Below are 5,581 nucleotides of genomic sequence, written 5' to 3' on the forward strand. Positions count from 1 at the left end.
ATTATTCAAAAATCTTAGCAACAACACCAGCACCTACAGTTCTTCCACCTTCACGGATAGCAAATCTTAATCCTTCTTCCATAGCGATTGGAGTGATTAGTTCAACTTCCATGTTGATGTGGTCTCCTGGCATACACATTTCAACGCCTTCTGGTAGCTTAATTGAACCTGTAACGTCTGTTGTTCTGAAGTAGAATTGTGGTCTGTATCCGTTGAAGAATGGAGTATGTCTTCCACCTTCTTCTTTCTTTAATACGTATACTTGACCTTCAAATCTCTTGTGTGGGTTTACTGATCCTGGCTTTGCAAGTACTTGACCTCTTTCGATTTCGTCTCTTGTTATACCTCTTAGAAGTGCTCCTATGTTGTCTCCTGCTTCTGCCATATCAAGTATCTTTCTGAACATTTCTACTCCAGTTACTACTGTCTTCTTCTTTTCATCTGATAGTCCTACGATTTCTACTTCGTCTCCTACCTTTAGTACCCCTCTTTCTACTCTACCAGTTGCAACTGTTCCTCTTCCTGTTATTGTGAATACGTCTTCTACTGGCATTAGGAATGGCTTATCTCTATCTCTTTCTGGTGTTGGAATGTAGCTGTCTACTGTATCCATTAGCTCTAATATCTTTCCACACCATTGACATTCTTTCTTTCCACATCCACATTCAAGTGCTTGTAGTGCTGATCCTACTACGATTGGAGTGTCATCTCCTGGGAATTCATATTCGTTTAGTAGGTCTCTAATTTCCATTTCTACAAGGTCGATTAGTTCTGGGTCGTCTACCATATCTGCCTTGTTTAGGAATACTACAATGTATGGAACACCAACTTGTCTTGCAAGTAGTATGTGCTCTCTTGTTTGTGGCATTGGACCATCTGCTGCACTAACTACAAGGATTGCTCCGTCCATTTGTGCTGCTCCTGTTATCATGTTCTTTACGTAGTCAGCGTGTCCTGGACAGTCAACGTGTGCGTAGTGTCTTGTTTCTGTTTCATATTCAACGTGTGCTGTGTTGATTGTAATTCCTCTTTCCTTTTCTTCTGGTGCCTTATCTATTTCGTCATACTTTGTTGCTTGTGCTCTTCCGTATTGAGCTAATACTGTTGTTATTGCTGCTGTTAGTGTTGTCTTACCGTGGTCTACGTGTCCTATTGTTCCTATGTTTACGTGTGGCTTGGTTCTCTCAAAATGTGCCTTTGCCATTTCTCTTCTCCTCCTTTATGTATAGTTTTAAATATAGCAAAATTTGAACTTCCCTTTTTGGGTTCCTGCTTCACAGATTCTTAATCTCCACAGGCGTAACTTCGGGTTGTTCATACCCTACTTTATTTTTTCGCCCATTTTTAAATGGGGCGATATGTCTAACAGAAAAACTTACCCTGGTGTTTCATAAAAGTAAAATAATGGAGCCCATGATCGGGATTGAACCGACGACCTCCACCTTACCAAGGTGACGCTCTGCCTACTGAGCTACATGGGCAAAGCTCAGAATACACTTCAGTATTATATTGTACACTCTTTAAAAAAATATGTCAATATTATAATTAATCCTCTGTTAATAGCTTCTCTATTTTTCTTTTTACCCTTTGAAGTGCATTATCGATGGATTTTGCATGTCTATCTAAATCACAGGCAATCTCCTGATAGGTCTTTCCATTAAGATAACTTCTTAAAACCTCAAGCTCTAAATCACTTAATACTTCCCTCATTCTTCTTTCAATCTTTTTTCTCTGTTCCCTGCTTATTATAAGTTCCTCTGGGTCTGACACATATATCGTAGATAAAACGTCAATAAGAGTTCTGTCTGATTCTTCATCATAAACAGGTTTATTTAGAGATATGTAGCTATTTAAAGGAATATGTTTCTGTCTTGTTGCCGTTTTAATTGCTGTTATTATTTGTCTTGTTATGCATATTTCAGCAAAAGCCCTAAATGAAGCAAGAGTCTCGGGTCTAAAATCTCTAATCGCTTTATATAGACCTATCATACCCTCTTGATATAAATCTTCCTTTTCAGCACCTACCAAAAAATAACTCTTAGCCTTTGATTTAACATAATTTTTATATTTATTAATTAAATATTCCTCGGCTTTAGTATCCCCCTTTTTGGCAAGTTCAACAATTTCTTCATCCACCATATCAATATATTTCAACATTTTATTTTGTGTAGCTACATTATAACTCAATTTAACCCCCCCTAAATCAAAGGCCTTAACTAAATTAAATTATAATGCTAAATCTTCCACAAATCAAGTATTTTCAACGCTTTCGACGCATTTTTTCAAGTTTTTCCAAAATCTCATCATCTAAAACATCAGCAAGTGTTATTGTTTTATCTTTATAGCTAACATTCGACTTTTTGTAAACATCCTTTTTTAAAGACTCTATCTCCCACCAAAGCTCTAATGGTGTAATTCGTACACCACCCATCTGAAGTACTATTCTCTGTTCTATGTAATCAGAAGTTACAACATAAACCTGACCTTTTTTTGAATACTTAGCTACATTTCTTTCTATAAAGCAATCGGCAGTTTCACCCTCTTTTGTATATACCACCTCAATACTCCCCACCATTTGTCTACTCTCTATGTTACCTTTTTTAAGATGTGCATCAAATACAACTATTATGTGTGTATTTTTTACAACAGAATACTCCTGTAATAGATCAATAAGTTTATCTCTTGCATAATCTAAATTTTCATCTTTAATACTTTTTAAAACCTTCCATTGATTTATAACATTGTAGCCATCTACAAACATATATCTTGTAAACTCCACCTTATATTCCCCTCTGTCTTATAACTTCATACATAACAACTCCTGCTGCAACAGACGCATTTAAGGAATTGACTTCCCCCATCATTGGTATTTTTACAATTACGTCGCAATTTTCTTTAACAAGCCTTGAAAGACCCTTACCTTCACTTCCAATAACAAGTCCAATAGGTCCCTTTAGATTTGTTTTGTAGCTTACCTCGCCATCCATATCTGTTCCTATTATCCAAAGTCCCTTTTCCTTTAATTCCTTTATAGTTTGAGTTAAGTTTGTAACCTTAGCAACCTTTGTGTGCATTGCTGCCCCAGCAGATGCCTTTATAACAGTAGGTGTAACTAATGCAGATCTTCTTTTTAAAATTATAACTCCGTGGGCACCAAATACATTAGCAGACCTTATAATGGAACCCAAATTATGGGGGTCCTCAATTTCATCAAGCAATATTACAAAGGGTTCTTCACCCTTATTTTTTGCATATTCTAAAATCTCATCTACTGTTGAATATTTATAAGGAGATACCTGTGCAATAACCCCTTGATGAACATTAATTACAGACATATCATCAAGCTTTTTTCTATCAACTTCAATAACAGGAATTCCCTTTTCCTTTGCTAACGCATTTATGAGTTTCATAGGCCCTTCTTGAGATAAACCCTTTGCAATATAAATCTTTTCTACTGTAGTTTCTGATTTTAAAGCCTCTATAACAGGATTTTTCCCTTCAACTATATTTTCCATATTTTCATTTTTAAAATCAGATTTCTTCTTTTTTTTATCCATAATCTTTCTCTCCTTTATATGTTTTGTAAATATCTTTCCCTAATCTCCTTTTGTTTACCACAGCTCATACTTCCCTCTTTACAAACACCCTTTACACAGGATGGGCCTGCATACTTAAATATAGTTGGTGCCACTTGTTTTACAAGCTTTAACATTTCATCCGCCACCTGTCTTATTTCCCATTGTGCTCTTGTGCAACATCTATGATTAAAGAAATTTAAGAGCGTTCTTGCATTCATTGTAACAACAATCTTAGTTTCACAGGCATTTGGAAAAACATAGCGTGCATCTTCAATCGCCATCTTTTCAGCCCTTCTTTCAGCACTCTTTTCATCTTCTCCCTCTTCAATTAATCTTTTTTTATGGTTCTCCTTTAATATAGCCGCAATTTTGTCATAGTATTCTTGATCCTTCTTCATTGCCTCTATAAATAAATTCAATGCCTCCTCATTCTGTGCAATTGCTGGAGGAATAACATACTCAAATTGATTAAGCCTAACATATCTTTGGCTTTGTTGTGAATATGAAGCTATTCTATGTCTTACAAGCTGATGACTGCAGGCTCTTGATATACCCTCTATCGCAAAAGTAAAACTTATGTGTTCTATAGGAGACTCGTGTCCTAAAGACATAAGCATATTTAAAAACTTCTGTGTTGATTCATCATCAAGTTTTTTAGAAATTTCTTCAACCCCAACTGCACTATAACACAACTTCGCAGCTGAAGCCACTATTTTTTCAGCATCAGGAGTATAGGCCAAAAGCTTAACTTTTAATTTTGATTCCATAAAAGCACCATCCCTCACATATTAATTCTATTTAACGTAATATCTATAATTTCGTCAAGTCTTTCATATCTTCTTGTTAAAAAAAGATATCCTATAAGCCCTTCAAAGGCTGTAGCCATCTTATAATCAAACAAATTTGCATTTTTAGGAACGTGTCCAACCTTTGCATTTCTTGTTCTCCTTACTATATCAAGTTCCTCTTCTGTAAGAATAGGTTCAATTTCCCTTAAAAACTGTGCTTGATTTGAAGCCTTTACATACATAATTGAAGCTCTATGAATTTGATTTGGCTTTACTATACCCTTTGTAATAAGATGGCTTCTTACAAACATCTCATATACCGCATCTCCAATATATGCCCAAATAATAGGGTTAAGTAGTCCTACTTCCCTTTCACTAAGTCCTATATACTTGTCAATATTTAACATTTTATGCTCCCTTTCTTAATCTTATTTAATATTAACTTTACACCATTATAACAAAAATATATTATTATATTAATAAAAATATTTGGAGGTTAATATGAAAAGAGTAAAATCTTTTATCTTTGAAAACGATATTAGAATTTTATATGCTTTTAATATAATATACAAACGAAAACTTTTTGACAAGTTGATGCCAATAGTAACCCATCTTGGTGGACCAGTCTTTACTATTATGATGCCTGTTTTGCTTATGTTATTTGGAAATGCCTATTTGAAAGAATGTGGTAAAAATTGCCTAATATCGCTATCTACAAGCCATATATGTGTACATTTTATAAAAAAAGCCTTTTCAAGACAAAGGCCCTGTTGGATTATTAAAGATTTTTCAACCTTTAATATAGAACTTAAGGATTACTCATTCCCATCTGGACATACAACAGCTGCCTTTTCAGTCTTTACAACATTAGCCTTCTTCCTTCCTCATTTATCCTTTTTATTTATCTCACTTGCCCTTTTAGTTGGACTCTCAAGAGTTTACCTTGGCGTCCACTATCCAACAGATGTATTAGCTGGTATGTTTATCGGTTCATTATTTTCATACATTACTTTTATAATCTAAATAAGGGGCCTTAAGGCCCCTATCAGATTGTTGACAAAACCACTTGTTAGCTAAAGTATAAAAAAGCCCCTTGAAAGGATTTCTATTGGCTCTTTCATGAGCTTTAGCAATTATTGCTTTTCGACTTTGAAAAAGTCCGTAATTCGGCACAGGACGTGCCGAGCCGAGCGGCCATCAGGACGATGGCATCGC

General features: G+C 35.2%; 7 protein-coding genes and 1 tRNA gene. 1 reads left to right on the top strand and 7 read right to left on the bottom strand.

Going from position 1 to position 5,581, the window contains the following annotated elements:
- Position 1: 1 nt before the first annotated feature.
- The 7 genes from tuf to A3M9_RS0108360 form a co-directional block, all read right to left on the bottom strand.
- Positions 2 to 1,204 (bottom strand): elongation factor Tu, encoded by a 1,203-nt coding sequence (tuf, locus tag A3M9_RS0108330; protein WP_027308822.1) that lies wholly within the window; start codon positions 1,202 to 1,204, stop codon positions 2 to 4.
- Between the two features lie 201 nt (positions 1,205 to 1,405).
- Positions 1,406 to 1,481, bottom strand: a tRNA-Thr gene (locus A3M9_RS0108335).
- Between the two features lie 64 nt (positions 1,482 to 1,545).
- Positions 1,546 to 2,187, bottom strand: coding sequence for an RNA polymerase sporulation sigma factor SigH (gene sigH, locus A3M9_RS0108340; RefSeq protein WP_073248220.1), 642 nt, complete (start codon positions 2,185 to 2,187; stop codon positions 1,546 to 1,548).
- A 73-nt stretch (positions 2,188 to 2,260) separates the two neighbouring features.
- Positions 2,261 to 2,779 (bottom strand): NYN domain-containing protein, encoded by a 519-nt coding sequence (locus tag A3M9_RS0108345; RefSeq protein WP_027308824.1) that lies wholly within the window; start codon positions 2,777 to 2,779, stop codon positions 2,261 to 2,263.
- Position 2,780: 1 nt separating this feature from the next.
- A complete protein-coding gene (rlmB, locus tag A3M9_RS0108350; protein WP_035166204.1) occupies positions 2,781 to 3,557 on the bottom strand; it encodes a 23S rRNA (guanosine(2251)-2'-O)-methyltransferase RlmB in 777 nt (258 codons plus the stop codon).
- Between the two features lie 14 nt (positions 3,558 to 3,571).
- Positions 3,572 to 4,345, bottom strand: a complete 774-nt coding sequence (gene thyX, locus A3M9_RS0108355; protein ID WP_027308826.1) for an FAD-dependent thymidylate synthase — start codon at positions 4,343 to 4,345, stop codon at positions 3,572 to 3,574.
- A 14-nt stretch (positions 4,346 to 4,359) separates the two neighbouring features.
- On the bottom strand, positions 4,360 to 4,773 hold the full coding sequence (locus tag A3M9_RS0108360) for a Mini-ribonuclease 3 (RefSeq protein WP_051350664.1): 414 nt from the start codon (positions 4,771 to 4,773) through the stop codon (positions 4,360 to 4,362).
- A gap of 94 nt (positions 4,774 to 4,867) precedes the next feature.
- Between A3M9_RS0108360 and A3M9_RS0108365 the strand changes: the two genes are divergently transcribed.
- Positions 4,868 to 5,389 carry a phosphatase PAP2 family protein gene (locus A3M9_RS0108365; RefSeq protein ID WP_027308828.1) on the top strand — a complete coding sequence of 174 codons (522 nt, stop codon included), beginning with the start codon at positions 4,868 to 4,870 and terminating at the stop codon, positions 5,387 to 5,389.
- The last annotated feature ends 192 nt before the right edge of the window (positions 5,390 to 5,581 follow it).

This window comes from Caloramator sp. ALD01, assembly GCF_000472625.1.
GTDB lineage: Bacteria > Bacillota > Clostridia > Clostridiales > Caloramatoraceae > Thermobrachium > Thermobrachium proteoclasticum.